We start from the raw sequence: 23,806 nt of genomic DNA, 5'->3' as shown, positions 1-23,806 counted from the left end.
GATACGGCCAAACAAGGTTTGGACGATCAAAATATGCTTAGATGGTTACCCGCACCAGTAAAGGGAGCACTGAATGCTCTCTTTATTGCAGTGCACACTTTATTCTGGTGCATCCCACTTTATTTTTTCTTTTTTTTACGGCTGCTGGCGAAAAGCAGTATGTTTCGTCGCTTTTTGAACCGATGCTTGATTCATGTTGGTAACGGTTGGATCCGTTCTAATAATTTGATGATGCAACAAACGATGTCGATAGAATTAGAATCACCCTCGATGGCTCATCTTTCCACCAATCAATGGTATTTTATTATCTGCAATCATCAGTCATGGACTGATATCCTCATTTTGCAACAAATATTTCTTAATAAAATTCCTTTTATTCGCTTTTTTATTAAGAAGCAATTGTTATGGCTACCTGCTATCGGTTTAGCGTGGTGGGCTTTTGATTTTCCTATTATGCATCGTCATTCAAAAGAACAAATCGCAAAGAATCCTTCTCTTCGTGAAAAAGACCGTATTGCAACTCAACAAGCATGTGAAAAATACCATCATATGCCAGTTGCCATTTTAAATTTTCTGGAAGGGACTCGCTTTACAGAAGGAAAACATCGCGCGCAGCAATCAACTTATCAACATTTACTGTTGCCCAAAAGCGGTGGTTTTTCTTTAGCCATTAATGCAATGGATAAAATGATCACCCATATCCTTGATGTAACGATTATCTATCCAGAGGGCAAAGCAACTTTTTGGGATTTCTTATGTGGACGAGTCCATAAAATCGTTGTCAAACTCAAAGAACGCGAGATCCCACCTGAATTACTTCAAGGTAATTACACTGAGGATGAAAAATATCGCACTCAATTTAAACAGTGGATCCATGAATTGTGGTTAGAAAAGGATGCTCTGATTAGCCACGAATTAAAGTAGTGGCAAACAACACAGACTATATATATCCCCCTTCATTTTTATGCAAAATCCATTGATTTATCTGCACTCAAAATTAATTTTAATAAAAGTTTTCATCTAACCGAACTTTATTACAGAGCTTACACTCTATATTTACGTATCTTCATAACTGGTAGTACCAAAGTCCAATGTTAAGTTTATGGGCTTTTATGCTTAATTTTAATTTATAACTCAAGGCGGGGATTTCCCGTGATGTTATGTTATAGGTGAATATTCACGAGTAAGTGAGAAACCCATGAGCAATATAAATGACAAATCGCCGCAAAATAGCAACGAGTCAAACAAAAAAGATGATGCCCATGAGCAAAAAAATGAATACCGCTCCATGTTTGACGAAATAAAGGACTATTTTAAGTCCATTATGCCTGGAACAGCTGAAAGCGTTCCCTCTCAAGAGGCCCCTGATGAAAAGCCTGTCGCTGAAAATGCAAAGCCCGCAACTGATGCAGAAAAGGCGGTAGAAGCGCTTGAGCAAAAAGCACAAGGCGAGGCTGAAGAAGACATTGCGAAAAAGAAAGCGGATGAAGGTGATAAACCTAAAGAGCTCACTTTAGAAGATATTGAAAAAATGCAAGCCGCTGCTGCAGGCGAAGCACAGGATAGTGGTTTTAGTATTCCTCCTACCATCCAACACAATAACCGCGGTGAAGTGGATAGTCTCGCACGCGACTTAGGCCTTAGCCCTTTTCCTCCTGCGTTACAAAAAGTTGAACCTACGCTAGTAACACTACAAACCAAAGAAGATCATTCGGTTTCCATTATTGATTTAACCCCTAAAACCGAAGGCGGTGATGCGGTTGTTAATGAAGATGATCTTTTAGCTTCTCGTGGACCAGGAGAATCTGCAGGTTCGGATCCAACTAAAGAGTCAACCACGGTACAAGGTGATTTTAAAATTATTGCCCCTGATGGTGTAGGCGAATTACGAGTTGATGGACATCTTGTTATCGATGGTGGCACTTTCATACCCACGACAATCGATACCCCATTAGGCAATAAACTTTCGATTACAGGTTATGATCCTAATACTGGCACCGTCACTTATGAATATACTTTATTAGATAATGAACAACATCCCCAAGGGAACGGCACAAATAGTATCTTTGAAGATTTTCATATCTTTTTAAGAGACACTGATGATGACACAGCAGATGGTACTCTCAGTGTTAGAATTATTGATGATGTTCCTTCCATTGTCGTTTCTGATGCCTTAGCTTCATTAATCGTCGATGAAACTAATTTAAATATCAATGCAACCGGATCATTTGCAGGGTTATTCAATTCCGTTGCTGGCGCCGATGGCGCAACGATTGTTTATCAATTAAGCATTAGTCAAGAAGGGGCAGATAGCGGTCTTGTTGATTCTGCCTCCAATAGCCACGTCTTACTTTTTATGGATGGTAATGATGTCGTGGGTCGTGCTGGGAACGATGAAGTCTTTCGGATCAGTCTTGATCCCAATAACGGTAACGTCACTTTAGACCAAAGTCGTGCAATCATTCATGGTGATCCGAATAATCCTGATGAATCAACGACGCTTTCAAGTAGTGATTTAATTAAAATAACAGCAACGATTACCGATGGTGATGGTGATGTCGCCAGTGCCATTCGCGATATCGGTCAATCCTTTATTTTTAAAGATGATGCGCCAAGTGGTACCATTTCGCTTAAACCAGGGACATTTATTGCAACCGATGAAAGCGCAGGACTTCAAGGCCCTGAAACGGCAGCCCCCGCAGGCTCTCTCGGTCAAACGACCGTGGCCTACTCCAATTTTCTGATTGATAATACAAGCTATGGCGAAGATGGCGCTGGAACCAAAACTTATAGTTTATCGGTGGTTGATGGTACGGCCTCAGGCTTTAAAACTTCCGATGGCGCTCAAGATATCGTACTCATCAATAATAATGGCGTGATTGAAGGCCATGTGGGTAATAGCAATGGTGCTTTAGCATTTACCATTAGCGCTGATGCTAATGGGGTTACGCTTACTCAATATTTAGCGGTTGCTCATTCACCTGATTCAGGCCCTAATCAACTCTCTGGCGGCATGAGTCCGGGTGTATTAACACTCGTCGAAACTGTGACCGATGCGGATGGCGATCATATTCAACCCGGGGTTGATCTAGGCTCAATCATTAAATTCTATGACGATGCACCCAGTGGCACGATTTCTCTTAAACCCGATGTATTCATCGCCACCGATGAAAGTGCAGGACAGCAAGGCCCTGAAACGGCAGCACCCGCAGGCACGCTCGGTCAAGCCACCGTAGCTTACAGCGATCTTCTCATCGATAATACGAGTTTCGGCTCAGATGGCGCAGGCACAAAAACCTATAGCTTATCTGTCGTTGATGGCACAGCTTCTGGTTTTAAAACCCCCGATGGCACTCAAGATATTGTACTCGTCAATAATAACGGTGTGATTGAAGGCCATGTGGGTAATAGTAATGGTGCTTTAGCCTTTACCATTAGCGCTGATGCTAATGGTGTGACACTAACTCAATATTTAGCCGTTGCGCATTCACCTGATTCAGGCCCTAATCAACTCTCTGGTGGCATGAATCCGGGTGTATTAACACTCATCGAAACCGTAACAGATGCGGATGGCGATCATATTCAACCCGGAGTTGATCTAGGCTCCGTCATTAAATTCTATGACGATGCACCCAGTGGCACGATTTCTCTTAAACCGGGAGCATTCATCGCCACCGATGAAAGTGCAGGACTTCAAGGTCCTGAAACGGCAGCGCCTGCTGGCACACTCGGTCAAACGACCATAGCTTACAGCAATCTTCTGGTTGACAATTCGAGCTTCGGCTCAGATGGCGCAGGCACAAAAATCTATAACTTATCTGTCGTTGATGGCACAGCCTCTGGCTTTAAAACTTCTGATGGCGCTCAAGATATTGTACTCGTCAATAATAACGGTGTGATTGAAGGCCATGTGGGTAATAGCAATGGTGCATTAGCCTTTACCATTAGTGCTGATGCTAATGGTGTGACGCTGACCCAATATTTAGCCGTTGCGCATTCACCTGATTCAGGCCCTAATCAACTCTCTGGTGGCATGAATCCTGGTGTGTTAACGCTGACTCAAATTGTGACAGACGCTGATGGCGATTCAACCCAATCGGCTGTTGATTTAGGCTCTGCCATAAAATTCTATGATGATGCACCCAGTGGTACGATTTATCTTAAACCTGAAGCATTCATCGCTACCGATGAAAGTGCAGGACTTCAAGGTCCTGAAACGGCAGCGCCTGCTGGCACACTCGGCCAAACAACCGTGGCCTACAGCAATTTTCTCATTGATAATACAAGTTTCGGCTCAGATGGCGCAGGCACAAAAACCTATAGCTTATCTGTCGTTGATGGCACAGCCTCTGGTTTCAAAACCTCAAATGGCGCTCAAGATATCGTATTAGTCAATAATGGCGGTGTTGTTGAAGGTCATGTAGGGAATAGTAATGGTGCATTAGCCTTTACCATTAGCGCTGATGCTAATGGTGTGACACTGACCCAATATTTAGCCGTTGCGCATTCACCTGATGCAGGCCCTAATCAATTGTCTGGTGGCATGAATCCTGGTGTCTTAACGTTAATCCAAGTAGTGACAGACGCTGATGGCGACTCTACCCAATCAGCTGTTAATTTAGGCTCTGCAATAAAATTCTATGACGATGCACCGCATATTGACGTTAATCAAATAGCGGCTCCTTCACTGGTTGTCGATGAGTCTAATTTCTTAATTAACGATAGCAAATCCTTTGCTGGTTTATTTACAAGCAGTTTTGGTTCAGATGGTCCAAAAGATACCGACCAGAATGGGGTTGCTGATAGTGATGCCATTACCTATAAACTAGGTATTTTAGCACCCGGCGCCAATAGCGGTCTTGTCGATACCGATAGTAATCAAGCAGTTGTTCTTTCATTAGAAAATGGGGTTGTGGTTGGACGAGCAGGCATTGGTGGCGCTGAAGTTTTCAAAATTTCCGTTGATGCGGATACTGGTGTTATCACTTTAGATCAAAGCCGCGCCGTGGTTCATAGCAATCAAAACGATCCTAATGATTCAACTATGCTAAGTGCAGATAATCTCATCACTTTAACCGCGACTATCCGTGATGGCGACTTAGATAGTGACAGTGCAACCAAAGACATTGGCCAAGCATTCAAATTCCAAGATGATGGTCCAACAGCGGTTGATGATTGTTTCTCCGTGCCTTTACCCGTACAACCTGCATACAATTTAACCTTTGTGTTGGACGTTTCAGGCAGTATGGATACTACCATAAGCGGTAATAAAACACGTCTTGATTTACTGAAAGAAGCTTTAACAAGCAATGGCGCGTTACTAGATAGCTACGCCGCTGCAAGTAGTGCATTAGCAATTACTATCGTTACCTTTAGCGGCAATGCTCAAATTTCAATGGAATTTCATGATGTCGCTGCTGCTAAAGCTTATATCGATGCTCTCTCAGCAGGGGGTACAACCAATTATCAAGCCGCTGCCAATGTCGCGACTGGCGACATTAATAGCGATAATGCCAATCCTAATTTATCCGGCTATATTGATAGACTTTATTGGTTATCAGATGGTGAACCTAATCCAGCAAATACAGCACTGACCGATGCTCAAGAATTGGCATGGCGCAATCTACTCAATGCCGATAATGTTGAAGCTTACATGTTGAACATCGGTTCTTCCAATCAAGCTGAAATCAATGAAAATTTAGCTGATTTAGATGATGATCAACCCGGCACCGTCATTACCGTTGCGCCTGATTTAAGTAATTTGCAACAAATTTTAATTGATACTATCAATCAATCTGAAGTACAAGGTAATGTGCTCGCCAATGATGCCGCCGGAGCAGATGCACATCCTGCTGTTGTCAATATTTACTTCCTGCTCGCTGATAACGCCGCTGCTAATGCTTATCTTGCGGCTCACCCCGAATTGGTTGGAGCAACCGTCGATGGCAATAAAGTCACTATCCCAATACCCAATGCCGATATTACAACGCCATTAGGTAATATCCTTCATATTGAAACCGATGGTGATTTCACCTATACAACAAAACCTCATGATGATCCCAATCAAGGGGATGAAGATCTCTTGTACTACACCATGAAAGATGGTGACGGTGATAAATCGAGTGCAGAATTTTGCTTTGATGTCGATTTAGGGGTCACCATCACTAACCTCACACCTAAAGCCCAAGGCGGCGATGTCACGGTTGATGAAGACGATCTCTTAGCCAATCGAGGCCCTAATGAATCTGCGGGATCCGATACTACCAAAGAATCAACCACACAACCCGGCAGCTTTAACATTAGCGCACCTAATGGTGTGGATGATGTTACGGTGGGTGGTCATGCGGTGATTACCGATGGTGTATTTACAGCAACCAGTTTTACCACGCCTTTAGGCAACACCTTAAGCATTGTTGGTTATAATTCAGCAACGGGTGAAATTACTTATACCTATACTCTGAACGATAATGAAGCACACCCTAATGCTAACGGTGAAAATGCCCTTTTTGAAGATTTTGCAGTCACGCTTACCGATACCGATGGCGATTCTGCAAATGCAACGCTCTCTGCTCGGATTATCGATGATGTCCCTGATGCTATTAATGATGTCAATCCTAATGTGGCTTCTGAAAATAGTCTTGTCCTCAATGGAAATGTCAGAACCAATGATACGCAAGGTGCTGATGGCGCTTCCGTCACACCTGTTAACCTAGTTGGTACTTACGGTAGCATTGTGATTAATGCTGATGGTAGCTATGTCTATACCCTCAATCCTAATGATGCCGATTTCAAAGCCTTAGGCGGTGGTGGCGTTGGGGTTGAAAACTTTAATTACACCTTAACCGATGCAGATGGCGATGCAGATACCGCTAAATTAACCCTTAATATTAAAAACGATGATGATGGTGTCTTAATCACCGATCTCACACCTAAAGCCCAAGGCGGTGATGCGGTTGTTGATGAAGATGATTTATTAGCAAGCCGAGGACCTGGTGAATCCGCAGGTTCGGATCCCACCAAAGAATCAACCACCACAACAGGCGATTTCAAAATTAATGCCCCTGATGGTATCGCCTCGCTGACGGTTGATGGCCACAATGTGATAGTCAATAATGTATTCACAGCTACCAGCTTTACAACAGCGCTAGGCAACACTTTAAATATCACCGGCTACAATGCGGCTACGGGTACGGTTAGTTACTCATACACGCTCAATGATAATGAAAATCACCCTACCGGCAATGGTGAAAACAGCATCTTTGAAGATTTTGGTGTGGTTCTCAAAGATACCGATGGTGATATAGCGAATGATACCCTATCTGTTAAAATTATTGATGATGTACCCACTGCCGTTGATGATTGCTTTACGATTCCACTACCTGTACAGCCTTCTTACAACTTAACCTTTGTATTAGATATTTCAGGGAGTATGGATACCGTATTACCCAATACAGGCGGAAAAACCCGACTTGAATTACTCCAAGAAGCACTTACCAATAATGGCGCGCTCTTAGATAGCTACGCAGCTGCCAGTACCGCACTTAAAATTACCATCGTTACCTTTAGCAGCAGTGCGCAAACTTCGATGGAATTTAGCGATGTCGCCGCAGCCAAAGCTTTCATCAATGGCTTAGATGCTAATGGCTCCACGAATTACCAAGCAGCAGCCAACGCCGCTACCGCTGATATTAATAGCGATAATGCTAACCCTGCATTAAGTGGTTATATTGATAGGATCTATTGGTTATCCGATGGTGAGCCCAATCCTACCAGCACCGCGTTAACCGATGCACAAGAACTCGCATGGCGCAATCTACTCAATGCCGATCATGTTGAAGCTTATATGTTGAATATCGGCTCTACCAATCAAGCTGAAATCAATGAAAATTTAGCAGATTTAGACGATGATCAACCCGGTACCGTCATTACGGTTGCTCCTGATTTAAGTAATCTACAACAAATTTTGATTGATACGATTAATCAATCTGAAGTCAAAGGCAATGTTTTAACCAATGATACCATTGGTGCAGATGGCAATGGTCAAGTCGTCAATATTTACTTCAGCTTAGCGGACAACGCCGCTGCCAATGCTTATCTTGCTGCTCATCCTGAGCTAAGTGGTGCCAGTGTGAATGGTAATATTGTTACCATTCCAATTCCCAACGCAGATATCACAACACCGCTTGGTAATACCCTGCATATAGAAACCGATGGCGATTTTACTTATACCAGTAAAGTGGAAAATGGTGTAAATGGGGATGAAGATACCTTGTATTACACCATGAAAGATGGTGATGGTGATACTTCAAATGCGGAATTCTGCTTTGATATCGATTTTGGCGTTACCATTACTAACCTTACACCTAAAGCACAAGGTGGCGACGTCACGGTTGATGAAGATGATTTATTGGCAAGTCGAGGTGCTAACGAATCTGCGGGATCTGATTCAAGTAAAGAATCCACGACCCAACCCGGTAGTTTTAACATTAGCGCACCCAATGGCGTAGATGATGTCTCGATTGGGGGACATGCGGTGATTACCAATGGCGTATTTAGTGCTATCAGTTTTGCTACCCCCTTAGGCAACACCTTAAGCATTATTGGTTACAATTCCGCAACGGGTGAAATTACTTATACTTATACTCTGAACGATAATGAAGCACACCCTAATGCTAACGGTGAAAATGCCATTTTCGAAGATTTTGCAGTGAATGTCACTGATATCGATGGCGATTCAGCGAATGCAACCCTCTCTGCTCGCGTTATCGATGATGTCCCTACCGCAGTGAATGATATCAATGCCAGCATAGCTTCTGAAAATAGTCTTATCCTTACAGGGAATGTCAAAACCAATGATACGCAAGGCGCTGATGGTGCTTCCGTCACCCCCCTTAATCTGGTGGGTACCTACGGTAGCATTGTCATCAATGCCGATGGTAGCTATGTCTATACCATCAATCCTAATGATACCGATTTCAAAGCCTTAGGCGGTGGCGGTGTTGGGGTTGAAAACTTTAATTACAATCTCGTTGATGCCGATGGTGATTCAAGCTCTGCTAAATTAACCCTCAACATTAAAAACGATGATGATGGTGTGACTATTACCGATTTAACACCGAAAGCCCAAGGTGGTGACGCATCGGTTGATGAAGATGATTTATTAGCTAGCCGAGGACCAGGGGAATCAGCAGGTTCGGATCCCACCAAAGAATCTACCACCACAACAGGCGATTTCAAAATCAGTGCACCTGATGGTATCGCTTCTTTAACGATTGACGGCCATAATGTGATTGTTAACGATGTCTTCACTGCCACTAGCTTTACCACTGCTCTGGGTAACACCTTAAATATCACAGGCTTTAATGCAGCAACCGGTGTGGTAAGTTATAACTACACGCTCAATGACAATGAAAGCCACCCTGCAGGTAACGGCGAAAATAGCATTTTTGAAGATTTTAACGTTGCACTTCAAGATAAAGACGGGGATTCATCTAATAATACTTTATCTATCAAGATAGTCGATGATGTGCCTGATGCCATCGATGATACCAATGCTAGTGTTGCTTCAGAGAATAACATCATTTTAGTCGGCAATGTCAAAACCAATGATATTCCCGGTGCTGATGGCGCTTCTGTCACTCCCGTTAATCTCGTTGGTACCTACGGTAGCATTGTAATCAATGCCGATGGTAGTTATGTTTATACCCTCAATCCTAATGATGCTGACTTTAAAGCACTCAATGGTGGCAGCGTTGGGGTTGAAAACTTTAACTACACCTTAACTGATGCGGATGGCGATGCGGATAGCGCTAAATTAACCCTGAATATCAAAAATGATGATGATGGTGTTACCATTACCGATTTAACACCTAAAGCCCAAGGTGGCGACGCATCGGTTGATGAAGATGATTTACTCGCTAGCCGAGGACCAGGGGAATCAGCAGGTTCGGATCCCACCAAAGAATCTACCACCACAACAGGCGATTTCAAAATCAGTGCACCGGATGGCATCGGTTCGTTAGTCATTGATGGCCATAATGTGATTGTTAACGATGTCTTCACTGCCACTAGCTTTACTACTGCTCTGGGTAACACCTTAAATATCACAGGCTTTAATGCAGCAACCGGTGTGGTTAGCTATTCTTACACTTTAAATGACAATGAAAGCCACCCTGCGGGTAACGGCGAAAATAGCATTTTTGAAGATTTTAATGTTGCACTTCAAGATAAAGATGGGGATTCATCTAATAATACTTTATCTATCAAGATAGTCGATGATGTGCCAGATGCCATTGACGATACCAATGCCAGTGCCGCTTCAGAAAACAACCTCATACTCTCAGGTAATGTCAGAACCAATGATACGCAAGGTGCTGATGGCGCTTCCGTCACACCTGTTAACCTAGTTGGTACTTACGGTAGCATTGTGATCAATGCCGATGGCAGTTATGTTTATACCCTCAATGCTAATGATGCTGACTTTAAAGCGCTCAATGGTGGCAGTATTGGGGTTGAAAACTTTAACTACACCTTAACCGATGCAGATGGCGATGCAGATAGCGCTAAATTAACATTAAATATTAAAAATGATGATGATGGTGTTACTATCACCGACTTAACACCGAAAGCTCAAGGTGGTGATGCTTCGGTTGATGAAGACGATTTACTCGCTAGCCGTGGTCCTGGCGAATCAGCAGGCTCCGATCCCACTAAAGAATCCACCACCACCACTGGTGACTTCAAAATTAGCGCACCCGATGGCGTTGGTACCTTATCTATCGGTGGTCATAACGTTATTGTGAACGATGTCTTCACTGCGACCAGCTTTACAACACCGCTAGGTAATACACTTAATATTACAGGCTATAATGCAGCAACTGGGGTAGTCAGCTACTCCTATACTTTAAACGACAATGAAAACCACCCTACCGGTAATGGTGAAAACAGCATTTTTGAAGATTTTAACGTTGCACTTCAAGATAGAGATGGGGATTCAACCAATAATAGCTTATCTATCAAGATTGTTGATGATGTGCCTACTGCCGTTGAAGATTGCTTTACGGTTCCACTTCCTGTTCAGCCCGCTTACAACTTAACCTTTGTATTAGATATTTCAGGAAGCATGGATACCATCCTACCTAATACCAATGGCAAAACGCGACTTGAGTTACTCCAAGAAGCACTTACCAATAATGGCGCGCTCTTAGATAGCTACGCAGCTGCCAGTACCGCACTTAAAATTACCATCGTTACCTTTAGCAGTAGTGCGCAAACTTCGATGGAATTTAGCGATGTCGCCGCAGCCAAAGCTTTCATCAATGGCTTAGATGCTAACGGCACAACCAATTACCAAGCAGCAGCGAATGCCGCAACCGTTGATATTAATGCCGATAATGCTAACCCTGCATTAAGTGGTTATATCGATAGGCTCTACTGGTTATCCGATGGTGAGCCCAATCCTACCAGCACCGCGTTAACCGATGCACAAGAACTCGCATGGCGCAATCTACTCAATGCCGATCATGTTGAAGCTTATATGTTGAATATCGGCTCTACCAATCAAACTGAAATCAATGAAAATTTAGCAGATTTAGATGATGATCAACCAGGCACCGTCATTACGGTTGCACCTGATTTAAGCAATTTACAACAAATTTTGATTGATACGATTAATCAATCTGAAGTCAAAGGCAATGTCTTAACCAATGACACCATTGGTGCGGATGGTAATGGCCAGGTTGTCAATGTTTACTTTGCCTTAGCCGACAATGCAGCAGCGAATGCTTATCTTGCAGCGCATCCTGAATTAACGGGTGCCAGTGTGAATGGTAATATAGTGATTATCCCTGTTCCTAATGGTGATATCACGACACCACTTGGTAATACCCTGCATATAGAAACCGATGGCGATTTTACTTATACCAGCAAAGCGCAAAACGGTGTTAATGGGGATGAAGATACCTTGTATTACACCATGAAAGATGGTGATGGTGACACTTCAAATGCTGAATTCTGTTTCAGCATTGATTTTGGCGTTACCATTACTAACCTCACACCTAAAGCACAAGGTGGGGATGTTAGTGTTAATGAAGATGATCTCTTAGCAAGCAGAGGGGCAAATGAGTCTGCTGGGTCGGATACCACTAAAGAGTCCACTAAACAATCAGGAAGCTTTAATGTCACTGCACCCAATGGGTTAACGGATCTCTCTATTGGTGGGCATACAGTGATTGCAAACGGCGTCTTTACCGCAACAAGCTTCACTACCGCTTTAGGCAGTCTGTTGGCCATTACGGCTTATAACCCTGCAACCGGTGAAATCAAGTATGATTACACCTTAATGGATAATGTCAATCATCCCGATGGCAATGGTAAAAACAGCCTCTATGAAGATTTCAGCATCGCTGCAAAAGATGCTGATGGCAGTGTTGCCAACAATACCCTGAGTGTCCAAATTATTGATGATGCACCCGATGCCATTAATGACGCGAATGCTAACTTTGCATCGGAAAGCAATCTTGTTCTAACTGGCAATTTAAAAACCAATGATATCTTAGGAGCAGACGGGGCTGCAGTCACGGCATTTAGCGCAACCGGCAAATTTGGTAGCATTGTGGTTGATGCTGCTGGCAACTATACCTATACCCTTAATACCAACGATGCTGATTTCAAAGCCTTAGGTGGTGGCGGTATTGGTAGCGAAAGCTTCAATTACACTTTAAAAGATGGTGATGGTGATTCAGATACTGCCACTCTCACCCTAAATATCCGCAACAATAATGATGGCGTGCTCATCACCGATGTTACACCCAAAGCAAATGGTGGTGATGCTTCGGTTAATGAAGATGATTTATTAGCTAGCCGTGGAGCAAATGAATCAGCAGGTTCTGATTCCAGCAAAGAATCAACAACCGTTTCAGGTGATTTCAAAATCAGCGCTCCAGATGGCATAGATGATCTCAGCGTTGGTGGACATGCTATTATCACCAATGGTGTATTTAGTGCAACCAGTTTTGCAACTTCATTAGGCAATACCATTAGTTTTACCGGCTATAATGCCGCAACCGGCGTGGTAAGTTATAACTACACGCTCAATGACAATGAAAATCACCCAACAGGAAATGGTGCAAATAATTTATTCGATGATATGCAAATTGTCCTGAGTGATGTTGATGGTAGTTCAGCGACAGATACACTCTCGATTAAAATCATCGATGATGTACCCACTGCAGTTAATGATGCAGCTAATATTGTAAAACCCGCCTTACCTTCCTATAACCTGGTTTTTGTTATCGATGTCTCAGGTAGTATGGATGAAGTGGTTCAAGGCAGTAAAACCAGATTAGATGTACTTCAAGAAGCAATTACCAATAGTGGCGCTCTATTAGATAGCTATAAAGCTAATAGTTCAAATTTAAATATCACTTTTGTGACTTTTAGCACTAATGCACAAACATCATCTTCTTTTACTGATGTACAAGCAGCAAAGAATTTTGTGAATGCTTTAGATGCTAATGGTTCAACAAATTACATCGCGGCCATGTCAAATGCTCAAACCGTTATGAATGCTAATAACAGCAATCCTAACCTTACCAATTATATTGATAAAATTTACTTCCTTTCAGACGGTCAGCCGAATGTAGGAGTTCCTAGCAATAGTCAATATAATACTTGGAGAACAACACTAAGCAATGATAACTTTGATTCGATTGTGCTGAACATCGCACCACCTGCTAACCAACAAAATGTGAATCAATATCTCACACCATTAGCAAATCCTGGCGATAATCCTGCTGTATACAGTGTTAATGCAGATTTAAGTAATCTCCAAAGTATCCTCATTAGCACAATTGCTGATTTGGCACATATCAACGGTAATATCTTAACCAATGATATACAAGGTGCTGATGGTCATCTGGTTGTTAGCCAAATTCAATTTAGCTTTGCAAGCAGCGCTGCTGCCAGTGCTTACTTAAGTGCCCATCCAGAATTAGCGGGAGCAACTGTGAATGGTAGTAGCGTTACCATCCCAGTACCACAAAATGCTGATATAGTCACACCATTAGGCGAAAAATTACATATTGAAACAGATGGTGACTATACCTATACCATTGATGGCAATGCTCAAACTGGTAAAACCGATACCTTTACTTATACCGCTGTGGATACCGATGGTGACCCCACTTCTGCACAAGTACAATTAAGCATCGTTGCTCCACAAACCATGCAAATGACCGTAACCAGTTTTGCTGCATCAACAGATTCGCAAGATAGTTCAAGCTCAGCGAAAATCACTACTGCTGATACTCATGATTCATCAGCTAATAATGATGTTGCCTTCGTCTCCAGTCATTCATCTTATGCTGATAATGTGACATCCAATGATGTTATCGGTGATAAAGGCGCAAAAGTAGTAGAAATTTCATTTGAAACAGAAGATGCAGCTAAATACATCAAAGATAACAATCTTGATAGTCTCAATGCGGTTGCTGATAAAGATGGTAAAACTGTTCATATTGCTTTACCTGGAGATGGCTCTGAAGTTGAATTTAAAACGCCAGACGGTGGTAGCTTAGCAATCAATAGTCATGGTGAGTATGTTTACAGCGTTAATGGCGCGGCTCAAGATCAAGTTGAACACTTTAAATATACCTTGCAAGATTTAGCCTCTGGCAATCTACATCAAGCAAATTTAGATGTTAGCATATTTGAAAATCCTAACTCTCTCGTGAGTCTCATGGGCAGTGATGCTAACGACATCATGAGCACCGCAAACCATAATGCCAGCGTGATTATGATGGAAGCAGGTAAAGGAATTAATGATTTCATTATCGATATCGGAAATGCTCACGCACCTGAAACTATCTTCATTAAAGATTTAGGAATGAACAAACAAAACATCCTCTCATTTGTTGGCGTATCTGATGCGAATCACGATGGAAAAGTAAGCTTCATTGATGCCATTGAAAGCTTCCACCAAGATGCTCCTAATGCTAACATTGAAATTACACTACAAAACAAATCGACACTTATCTTAGAAAATGCAGGCACTGTACCCGGCCATGATATGCAAGCTTTACAACAACATCTAGAAAGCATTACTGCTGAACTACATGTAACGAAGTAAAGGCCTCATCAAAAGCATGTAGCATTTGTTCTACATGCTTTTTCATTTCTGAACTATCAGCATATTGTGGTAACAAGGTTCCCCAGGATTTAATGGTTTGCGCATCTAACGTTAAGATGTTTTGTTCAAACATACCAACTTGTTGCAAAATCATGCTGGGTTTTGTCGAAAAATAAAGTGTTAAAGCCGTATGCCATTGCGTTAAAGCGCTTAACTCTAAACCAAATTTCTTTTCATCTTCAGGAATAGACATCAAATATTTTTTAAATTCAGGCCAACGATATTGACTGTGCAATACTTGATCTTCAATCAATTTAAGAAATGTGCCTTGTTGCGATCTTGGGATTTCTGTAATGGTTTTTTCAATACCAGTTTTTCTAACACAGCGATCACGATATTCATCAACAAAACTATGAAAATACATACCTCGCATGAAAGGAGAATCTGTTGCATAAACCTTCTCCAGCGTCATTCCTTTGAAATGCGTTTGGGTACGCTTAATCACGCCAAGGTAACGAATATCAGGAAATACGGTTCCTAGCAAAAAAAGCTTTTTTTGTTCTTCAGTATATTCTGGTGCAAAAGTCGCTATCCATTTTTCGCCCAGTGTCACATGCATTGCAGGACCTGCTGCTTTTAACGAAAAAGAAAGCAAACCAACTATTATTAGTAATATTACCTTGGTCTTTACCACATATCACCTATAATTTGACTGAACGCATCATTAAATGCTATCAACAGTAATCCTCTCATATCCAGACTAAGGGAACAATTACGTTATGAAAAATGCGCAAAACCTCTTTATTAGGCTAGCCATGCTGCTTAGTCTTATTATTGGCTTTTCAAGCCCTGGTTTGCAGGCAAAAGAAAAACCCGTTGTATTATACAGCACATCTTGGTGCTCTTATTGCAAGCAAGTTCGTGACTTTTTAAAATCGGAAGGCGTTGAATATACCGATTATGACATTGAAAATTCTGCAGAAGGTAAGCGTAAATTTCAGGCAGCGCATGGTCAAGGCGTGCCACTTATTTTTGTTGGTAATACGCGTTTAGATGGATTTGATCGCCAGCAATTAAAAGCAGAGCTTCTCAAACAAGGTATTATCAAACGCTAAGAGCTCAAGTATGCGCTGTTTTGTATGGGTTATTTTGTTGTTAACCTATCCCTTTTCTGGCGCGCACTGCGCGCCATCTTCAAAGCTTCTTTTGCAACTCTACGAAAATAAACACACCACCTTTTTTTGTGATTTACCTTTCTCGGCACAAGGTGACATTGAAGCCATTCATCATAAGCATCACATTATTCAATCCGATAGCATACAATGGATGTCGATTGTCCCATTAAAACAGCTCGCTAAGCATTATGCTTGTTATCAACAAAAATGCTTGGATAAGAAAGGTAAAATCTATCAAGGTATTCGCTGTTGCCAGAAACAAGATTCACAATTCCAACGCATGATGCAGGATCTACATAACATCGTACCCGAAACTCGTGAATTAAAACGGCTACGCCAACGATATACTTTTGCCGAATTTAATCATGAAATGAAAGATGGCTGTCATTTATATATCGATAAAAAGCATAAAATAATAGAGCCCGCCCCTAGTAAACGGGGTCTCATTGCTCGAACCTACTTGTATATGAAAGATACCTATCCATTTGTCCTAACAGAACAAGAAATTGAACTTTATTTAAAATGGCATCAACAATACCCTGTCAGCGAAGCTGAGCGCGAACGAAACGAAAAGATTTTTCAGTTACAAGGGATGAGAAATCATTATGTGGGGTAAAAAATCACTAGTTCCCCTCACCCGCATGCAAGCTGCATGACGACCTCTCCCAAAGGGAGAGGTGATAAGAAGCTAGCAAAACGAGGAAGATAAACTCGATCTCGTCCCGTCCTGCTTCGCTAAAGCTACGCAGGACAAGGAAGAGTTTTTATGCTCGTAGGAATCGATACTGCCACCTGTCGTAAGCCGAATCCACTTCATCTTTGAGACGCGCAATCGCTCTGGCATTAAACATACGCTCTAACATTGCATCGAGTTGATCTTTACCTGATGTTTGTTCTGGTGTTTTAGGACGAGGCAATAATTGATGTAATTTTTTCAGTGCATTCAGATCGCCATGACACGCTCTATCGGTTAAATAATCAAAATGTCGTTCGATTTTTTTATAGGTACTTAATGCAATTTTGTCATACTCATTCTGAAAAAATTCAGCTAAATTTTGCTGCGATTGTGCCCCATTCATTTGCTGAATGATATCTTGCGCTTGTCTTAAAATCCGGCTCTTGGCTTTTTCTCTGACAGCCACTTTCAGTCTTGCGCTGATTTGTTTTGCTCTTTGCACATTTTTTCGTATGGTGACTGCATTTGCTTCATTAAATGAATGCAAAGCAAATAAAAAAATTGTTTTAGCGAATATCCCTAATACCCCACCTAATCCGGCCATCATCCAAATGGTGCTACTTTGCTTTGCAAACAACAGTGACGCCAACATCCCCAGTAAGATCCCTGCGACGGTTTGCCCACTAAATTTATTGATCAATCGTCCCACTTGCCCTTGATAAACCACGGCTGTACGATTTTGATTAAACAACCCTATCAGATAACCAATGACAAATCCTAATGGTCTAAACAAGAAATAAGCAACGTCTTGCCCAAGTTCTTGCAGGATGGAAATACCCGTACAAAACTTGAAAAAGGTTTCAAATCCTTTATGACTAAATGTTGTGCCAACAACTGGCAAACGTTTTAACATGTTGTACATGGCATTTAGCCCATTAGGAATGAAAAGCACGATAGCTTGTGCAATATCTTCTGCAACATCGGCGAACCAAGTTGCCCATCGACCCCGCTCTTTGTTTGTCATTTAACTTTCTCCATTCGCTAAGGCTCTCATTACTAAGAACTCTACCCTTATTTTTTAAAATAATGAATATACCGCTCGCATTTGAGGTGAGATATTTCAGCCAATTGATATATCAGAATGAACTTGGTTATAGTATTCCTTATCTTCTATAACCGAGCGGCGCACGAAAGATGATCCAAATTGATGATCTATGCTACGACTATCCTGGTAAACGTGCCCTTGATCATATTTCATGTCAGATACCAGCCCATTCTATTACTGCTTTGGTTGGGCCAAATGGCGCAGGTAAAACGACCTTATTACGTTGCTTATCCGCACTTGATACACCCATGAATGGCAAAATAACCATTGATGGATGGGATACCGATCGCTTTCCTCGCAAGATCCATGAGATAAGTAGCTATCTTTCAGACTTTTTTGGACTCTATGATGAATTAACGGTAGAAAAAAACTTGCAGTTTTTTGCCTGGAGCCGAAATTGCCCTAGTGACAAAATCGATACATTGATAGAACAAGCACTATCTAGACTACAGCTCAATGAATACCGCAAGGTTACAGCAGGTAAGCTATCTCGTGGTTTGCGCCAGCGCTTAGCCATAGCACAAACGATTATTCACAATCCCAAAATGCTGTTTCTTGATGAGCCGGCATCAGGCCTTGATCCTGAAGCACGTCATCATTTATCGCAGTTACTCTTATCACTACAAGCACAAGGCATGACATTGATTGTCTCCTCACATATTCTCGCTGAATTAGAAGATTACTCGACCCATATGCTGGTCATTCAAAACGGTAAGCTGGTTGAACAATGTGCCTTAAAAGACTATCAACAAAAAGCAGAATCCCTTAGCCTCTCCCTCACCTTAACGAGTGAAGCGGCGCCCTATCAACAAGTAATCAGTCAAATACCCAATGTTACCGTAAAATCCTGTAAAGAAAATACGATGATCTTAGAGCTCAAAGGAGCCAAGCAAGAACAGCAACAATTACTCAAAACATTAATTGCCCAGGATATCCCCGTCTTGAGTCTGCAAGAACATAAACAACGCATGCAAGATGTTTATCTTGAGATAGCAAAGAAAAAAGACTGATTGTTCAACCGTATCCCCCAAGGTAAAGAGTTAACAAGGATTAAAATGATTCACAATCCCGAACTACGACGCAATATCTGGCTTGATTTTTCAATGCATCGACTGTTACTAACACCTATCATCTTAGCCTTAATTACCTATCTGGCTTATCTTACCTCTTCAAAAACCAGTGAAAGTTTTGCCTTTTATTTTGCTTGCTTTTTTATCTTTTTGTGGGGAACCAAAGCTGCCTCTGAAACCGTGATTGAAGAAGTTAATAATAATACGTGGGATTTTCAACGCCAATCGGCTATCTCGCCTTTTAGCATGACGATTGGTAAATGGCTAGGAAGCACTCTCTATACCTGGTATGGGGCAAGTATTTCAATCCTTTTTTATGTGATGGCTTATCATCATATTACACCTGCAGGTCAGGGTTTAATTCCAGAAATTTTTACCCTGATATTAGGTGGGTTATTTGCTCAAGCCTTAGCATTACTGTTCAGCCTGCAAATTTTACCGCAAATCCGCCACGAACATTCTAATAAAACCTTTCGTTATTTCTTCGCAGGCAGTTTTATTGGCATTATAACAACCAGTGTCTGTTTACATGCCTTAAAAGAGCCTCTTTCAATCACTTGGCATCATTTAGAAATCCCTGAAGCACGTTTTTATATATTAAGTTTAGCTGCGTTTCTCATTTGGACAGTGATAGGCTTGTATCGTTCTTTTAGCAAAGAATTACAGTACCAACATATTCCCTGGATTTGGTTATTATTTAATATTTTCTGCATGGGGTATTTTTCAGGATTTGCTTCATTTGATCTCCCAGAGACATCGATTCAAATTGAGAACATCAATGATTTAAAAAATTTGTTTCAAACCACACCCTATTATTTAGCTTTTAGTGTTATTTCATTTCTGACTTACATTGCTTTATTTACCGATACACTAAACAGCATCCGTTATCGAAAGCTACTTGCACGTTTGAATGAAAACAACATCATTGAAACTTTACAACAACTTCCTTGGTGGGTTATTTCATTTGGTTTAACTATTTTAATGGGAATATATACGAGTCTAGTACAAGTGAATTTTACAGGGACTTTTGAAAATGTGTCTCCCAGAATTTTTATCCTGACTAGCCTTTGCTTTCTGTTAAGGGATATTCTATTGGTGCATTATTTCTTTTTAAGCAAAACTCCTAAACGAGCGCAAAGTACCGCCCTTTTATATTTAGGTATTTTATGGATTGCGCTTCCTTTACTGCTAAATGCATCGCACCTTGAGCATTTGCTACCCGCTTTACTCCCTAGTTGGGGACAAAATACCGGGTTAGCGCTGGTTTCAACCCTAACACAAATTGCCATTATCGGTTTCCTGTGCTGGAATAAATGGCAAAATATTTGGAGCAAGATTTAACCTCGAGAACGCGGCTTGTCCGCGGTCTCCAGTGCTCTTCATGGATGCCGCAGTAAGTGACGATCGTTGATTAAGATGAAAATCCCCCAGCTTGTTTTTTAAACAAGCTGCCACCTTTTACAAAGTGGGCAAATGATTCGCTTTGCTCATCTTCTAAACCTAATTGCCTGGGATCCCAGGGAACTTAGCATGGATGCCGCGGACAAGCCGCAGCAAGTAGCTTTCTCATATACTATCACTGGAAATTCAGTTACGCAGGCTATAGTGGAAGCATAGGGAGGAATCCCAAGAACATTCTACTCTGATCACACTCGCCAAAGGCAAACGAGTCAAGGTCGGTAAAGGTCTTAAACTCATCACTTGTTGCACGCTTTGATGTTGATTAATTTTTCGCCCAATTTCCGCTAATAACGATTGTGTGAAACAAGTTGAGCAAGTATAGATGAGTGATGTATCTTCCCAATCTGCTGATAAAAAGTTTTCATGTCGTAGGGAGAATTCTCGCTGATCATCCCAAAAGAAAGGGAAATCCATTTTAGCTTGTTCAGTTATTTTAATGGATTGCGCAAACAAAGCGTCCGAAGCTTCCATCCCAATCACTTTTTTCATGGGGCTTTGCATAAAAACTTGAAGTGCACATTTCCCTAAACCTGAACCTAAATCTAAAAATACATCTTCAGGTTGTGGCTTAAGTGTTTGTAACATTTTTTGAACGCTAGGATATAGCAGCTCACCATAGGTTTGGCTGATATTATTCTGCTTAAAGCGCTCTAACTCTGCTTTGGAATAACTAATATACCCCTGTGTATGTTGGTAGACTTTTGCAAAATAACCTTGGTATAGTGAATCTATTGCTTCTTTATCCATCAAGTTTACTCGTGTCATCAGTTACTGAAAATCAGCAAGCCTTTGCCAAAACTATGTTGGCAAAGCACCCTCATACAAAACCCATACCTGTTTATCAAAATCGGTTTTACCGGCTCTATTTTACCAGAAGATTCTGCGAATGGTTGTTCAGTGCCGTACTCATTTTTAGTGGTCAAGAATTTTTATTACAAAATGGTCTTTATTCTGCCGTTTGGCCTGCTGCCGGAGTGGGTTTATCCGCTCTTTTTTTACGTGGCAATGTCATGTTGCTAGGGATTTTTACTGGCCTATTTGCAAGTTATTTATTTAACCACTTTCCATTCACGGTTTCAATTTCTAATAGTATCTTGTTTACGCTTAATCTTTATCTCATCCGTTACTGTTGCCTACGCTTTTTTGGTTCAATTGCGCCCTTACATACTAGCCGTGTCTGCTTGCAATTAATCAGCGTGGTTGTCGTTTTTTGTGCTTTGCACACGGGCTGGCAATACCTTTTTTATCCAGATTTACCCTGGTTGATGGCCTTCTTTGGTGAGCTTAACGGGATCCTTTGCTTAACCCCACTGTGTCTTGTGCTTGAGCCATTTACAGTTAAACGATTATTTATGAAAGGATCCTTCCCTGCTTGGTTATTCGGCGGGCTCCTTGTCATCGGACATAGTTCGTTATTTTTTATACCTCAGGCTTTTGCCGTGATATGGGCTGCTATTTTATTAATAGGACTGTGCGTTTATGCTTATCAGTTTCGTGGTGCTGCAACGGGAATGCTGTTGCTTGGCACTTCCGTTGTTTATCTTACCGCTACCTTAGAACCCTTTCATCTCTTTCAATACGCTTTTTCACTCAATTCGATTATCACCATTTTAACGCTATTTAGCGTCGGCACTATCATCAGTTTATTACTTGCTTGCCGCTGTACGCGAGTTGATTTCTTGCCGAGCCCGTGATTCATAAGCGGGAACAGAAACTAATTCAACACAATGCTGTGCAATGGGATGCCCTAAAAAGATTTGCGCGACACGTGCAAAACGTTCAATACCATCGGTTGCCATAAAATGGATTGTGGCCTCATCATGAGACTGGCGCTCTAAATCTTGCTGCTTTAGCAACGCAGTGACTTCTTGTGCAACTCGGTAAGCGGGATCTAATACAGGAATATCGCCCCAAATTTTTTGCATAGGTTCTTTTAATACGGGAAAATGGGTACAACCTAAAACAACACAACTGGGTTTTTGTTCCCCTAATTGTAGTCGCAAGGGAGCCAATAATTTCGTAATGATTTCTTCTACCAAATAACCATGACACCATCCCTCTTCAGCAATCGCGACAAGTAATGAGCATGGCCATTCTATCACTGGTGTTTGTGGCGATAATCGAGCTAATACCTGACGATAGGCATGCCCTTTTACCGTCCCTTCAGTCGCTAACACAACAACAGGACCTGGATTAGGCTCATTCAGTGCTGCTTGTGCCCCAGGCTCAATAACCCCGACCACAGGAATGGGGAAAAATCGCTCTTGCAATGCTTCTAGCGCAACGGCAGTCGCTGTATTGCAAGCAATCACTAGCATTTTCACTTGCTGTGCCAAAATTTCATTCGCATTTAAGGCGTAATTTTTTACGGTATCAGGACTTTTGGTACCATAAGGCAATCTTGCAGTATCCCCAAGATAGAGAAAATGTTCATGGGGTAACTGCTGGCGCAAAGCTTTTAAGACTGTTAACCCACCAATACCTGAATCAAAAATACCTATGGGCAAGTCTTTTTTAGAAGATAAACTCATCATGTGCACTCAATGCCTTATGTTCAACGTGCTTATGCTAACTGATCGCCTGCTAAAGGATCTACTACCTTCTTGCGTGTGCTTTAAAAGTGAGTATACACCTAATTTATCCGATTTACTCACTAGCATCTATAATCTTGTTTAATACCCTTTAGGAATCATAACCATGAATCAAAATAAATGGCTGATTTTAGTCTTATGTTTATCGGTTGCATCCAATATTTTTATTGTTGGCTATTTTATGGGGCATAAACCACAATCAACGGTTGAGCCAGTTACAACCGCTGCGCTAACCCAAGAAATGAAAGGGATATATAAAACGCTTCCTGAAGAAAATCAAAAGAAACTCAGCGATTTTATGAAGGAACAACAGCAAGAAATTCTTGTTAACCAAAATCAAATTCGCCAAATTCGTTTACAAATTGCGCAAGTTCTCGCCCAAGAGCCACTGAATGAAAAATTACTCGGCGATCTCTTTGAGCAAACTTATCAATTGTCGATAAAGAATTTTGCATTGGCTCAAAAAACAACTTTTCAAATTATGCTTAAACTTCCGCAACAAGAACGCATTAAAGTAGCAAAGGCCTTAGCAGCTTCGGCTTTACGCAAGCCTAACACTGCTAAAAAAGTAACACCACCTGACGATAAAACATCTTAAGTC

General features: G+C 41.5%; 12 protein-coding genes. 8 read left to right on the top strand and 4 right to left on the bottom strand.

Translation table 11 applies throughout. The features are described from left to right. The first annotated feature begins 33 nt into the window (after positions 1-33). Positions 34-924, top strand: coding sequence for a 1-acylglycerol-3-phosphate O-acyltransferase, YihG family (gene yihG / locus HT99x_RS05500; RefSeq protein ID WP_075066110.1), 891 nt, complete (start codon positions 34-36; stop codon positions 922-924). 274 nt (positions 925-1,198) lie between these two features. After that, positions 1,199-15,127 (top strand): DUF5801 repeats-in-toxin domain-containing protein, encoded by a 13,929-nt coding sequence (locus tag HT99x_RS05495; protein WP_075066109.1) that lies wholly within the window; start codon positions 1,199-1,201, stop codon positions 15,125-15,127. Here the strand turns inward: HT99x_RS05495 and HT99x_RS05490 are convergent. Continuing rightward, complete coding sequence (locus tag HT99x_RS05490) at positions 15,099-15,821, bottom strand: hypothetical protein (protein ID WP_075066108.1); 723 nt, start codon at positions 15,819-15,821, stop codon at positions 15,099-15,101. The two genes, HT99x_RS05495 and HT99x_RS05490, sit on opposite strands and share 29 nt — an antisense overlap. 85 nt (positions 15,822-15,906) lie before the next feature. Between HT99x_RS05490 and HT99x_RS05485 the strand changes: the two genes are divergently transcribed. Both HT99x_RS05485 and HT99x_RS05480 read left to right on the top strand, forming a co-directional pair. Continuing rightward, positions 15,907-16,242 (top strand): glutaredoxin domain-containing protein, encoded by a 336-nt coding sequence (locus HT99x_RS05485; protein WP_083482850.1) that lies wholly within the window; start codon positions 15,907-15,909, stop codon positions 16,240-16,242. A gap of 10 nt (positions 16,243-16,252) precedes the next feature. Further along, positions 16,253-16,918 (top strand): endonuclease, encoded by a 666-nt coding sequence (locus HT99x_RS05480; protein ID WP_075066107.1) that lies wholly within the window; start codon positions 16,253-16,255, stop codon positions 16,916-16,918. Positions 16,919-17,066: 148 nt separating this feature from the next. On the opposite strand, the gene HT99x_RS05475 is transcribed toward HT99x_RS05480, so the two are convergent. Then, on the bottom strand, positions 17,067-18,002 hold the full coding sequence (locus HT99x_RS05475; protein ID WP_075066106.1) for a hypothetical protein: 936 nt from the start codon (positions 18,000-18,002) through the stop codon (positions 17,067-17,069). Between the two features lie 170 nt (positions 18,003-18,172). Here HT99x_RS05475 and HT99x_RS05470 point away from each other — a divergent pair, with 170 nt between their 5' ends. Both HT99x_RS05470 and HT99x_RS05465 read left to right on the top strand, forming a co-directional pair. Then, positions 18,173-19,093: an ATP-binding cassette domain-containing protein gene (locus tag HT99x_RS05470; protein ID WP_075066105.1), complete on the top strand. Its 921-nt coding sequence runs from the start codon at positions 18,173-18,175 to the stop codon at positions 19,091-19,093. A 45-nt stretch (positions 19,094-19,138) separates the two neighbouring features. Then, the gene (locus HT99x_RS05465; RefSeq protein ID WP_075066104.1) at positions 19,139-20,494 is read left to right on the top strand and encodes a hypothetical protein; all 1,356 of its coding nucleotides are present in this window, start codon (positions 19,139-19,141) and stop codon (positions 20,492-20,494) included. A 246-nt stretch (positions 20,495-20,740) separates the two neighbouring features. On the opposite strand, the gene HT99x_RS05460 is transcribed toward HT99x_RS05465, so the two are convergent. Continuing rightward, positions 20,741-21,361: a class I SAM-dependent methyltransferase gene (locus tag HT99x_RS05460; protein WP_075066103.1), complete on the bottom strand. Its 621-nt coding sequence runs from the start codon at positions 21,359-21,361 to the stop codon at positions 20,741-20,743. Between the two features lie 11 nt (positions 21,362-21,372). Here HT99x_RS05460 and HT99x_RS05455 point away from each other — a divergent pair, with 11 nt between their 5' ends. Beyond that, positions 21,373-22,308, top strand: a complete 936-nt coding sequence (locus HT99x_RS05455; protein WP_083482848.1) for a hypothetical protein — start codon at positions 21,373-21,375, stop codon at positions 22,306-22,308. Here the strand turns inward: HT99x_RS05455 and murI are convergent. Continuing rightward, positions 22,261-23,148: a glutamate racemase gene (murI, locus tag HT99x_RS05450; protein ID WP_083482847.1), complete on the bottom strand. Its 888-nt coding sequence runs from the start codon at positions 23,146-23,148 to the stop codon at positions 22,261-22,263. The two genes, HT99x_RS05455 and murI, sit on opposite strands and share 48 nt — an antisense overlap. A 163-nt stretch (positions 23,149-23,311) precedes the next feature. On the opposite strand from murI, the gene HT99x_RS05445 reads away from it, so the two are divergent. Further along, positions 23,312-23,803 (top strand): periplasmic heavy metal sensor, encoded by a 492-nt coding sequence (locus HT99x_RS05445; RefSeq protein WP_075066100.1) that lies wholly within the window; start codon positions 23,312-23,314, stop codon positions 23,801-23,803. Positions 23,804-23,806 lie beyond the last annotated feature (3 nt).

Origin of the sequence: Candidatus Berkiella aquae, from assembly GCF_001431295.2 — a bacterium.
Taxonomy (GTDB): domain Bacteria; phylum Pseudomonadota; class Gammaproteobacteria; order Berkiellales; family Berkiellaceae; genus Berkiella; species Berkiella aquae.
This window is presented reverse-complemented; position numbering and strand designations above follow the sequence as displayed.